This is a genomic window from Leeuwenhoekiella sp. CH_XMU1409-2, from assembly GCF_037029365.1.
GTDB lineage: Bacteria > Bacteroidota > Bacteroidia > Flavobacteriales > Flavobacteriaceae > Leeuwenhoekiella > Leeuwenhoekiella blandensis.
The window spans coordinates 1-1226 of record NZ_JAYMEI010000043.1; the positions used below are offsets into that span (position 1 = coordinate 1).

The 1226-nt window shown below is 35.7% G+C and carries 1 protein-coding gene; it reads left to right on the forward strand.

What is annotated here, in order from left to right; translation table 11 throughout:
* Nucleotides 1-226 precede the first annotated feature (226 nt).
* Complete coding sequence (locus WA338_RS18775; protein ID WP_336094550.1) at nucleotides 227-1210, forward strand: IS110 family transposase; 984 nt, start codon at nucleotides 227-229, stop codon at nucleotides 1208-1210.
* The last annotated feature ends 16 nt before the right edge of the window (nucleotides 1211-1226 follow it).

Sequence of the window (1226 nt, forward strand, 5' to 3'; positions counted from 1 at the left end):
CACTCCTTTAGACTTGTATTGTTATTTTTAGAGTAGTATAAACCAAGAAAAGAGAGCTGAACTTAGGTACACTAAAGGCGCTCAGAACAAATTAGTTCATCCTTCGATTCAGACCTAAGTTCAGGCTTTCATCAACAATCTCTAATAGAAATTCGGGATCTAAGCCCATTATTAAGGAGTTGAGTTATTGATGAAATCCCTCTTATCTACAAAGTATCACAAATTTATGAAAAGTATTTATGTAGGTATCGACATTAGTAAAAACACGTTAGATTTTTGTATTAAATCTTCAAATGGGATAAGCTTTCAAAAGATTGATAATAAGATTAGAAACATCCGTAAGCTACTGAAAACTCTAGTTAAAATGAATGTTAAGGTTTTTATAGCTATGGAGAATACTGGATATTATAACTATAATCTCTACCAGGTGTTGGAAAGCTTTGATTTTAATGTGTATGTTTTAGACCCCAAGCATATCAAAAGAAGTATTGGTCTTGTTCGTGGTAAAAATGACAAGGTGGATGCCAAGAGAATAGCTTTTTTTATAGAAAGGAATCATCAAGATTTTGAATGCTGGGAACCTTGTAGTGAAGCTGTCAAATCTTTAAAAATATTAATGGGCCAACGTAAATCAAAAATTAAGCAGCGCAAAGGGATCAAACAGCAAATGACCGATTTGAGAGATATTGCTTTTAACAGCAGTACCAGAAAACTAATCAAGATCAACCAAAAGGCAATCAATGAACTGGATCGACATATCAAAGAAATAGAGACTTTGATACGAGCTGAAATTAAATCGGAACCAGCTTTAGGAGCACAGGTCAAAAGGATTAAGACAGTTCCAGGCATAGGCGATGTTACCGCTTGGATGATCACCATCAAAACGGAAGGCTTCCAACGTTTAACAGATCCTAGGAAACTGGCGTGCTTTGCAGGAGTAGTACCCTTTGAGCAACAGAGCGGCACTAGTCTGAAAACCAAACCAAGGGTATCAAAAATGGCAGATATGGCCTTAAAGTCCGTACTTCAGATGGCCGCTATGCGAGCGGTAAGAATGAAAAATGATTTACAGGCCTATTACCTAAGAAAAGTTGAGGAAGGTAAAAATAAAATGAGTGTTTTAAATGCGGTCAGGAACAAGTTAATACACATCGCTATGGCATTAATTAAAAATCAAACAAATTATAAAAACCGCTTGGAATTGTCATAGAAATCGAAGTGACAGT

Coding starts and splice junctions, on each gene's coding strand:
- WA338_RS18775 (WP_336094550.1), top strand. CDS start 227: ATGAAAAGTATTTATGTAGGTATCGACATTAGTAAAAACACGTTAGAT.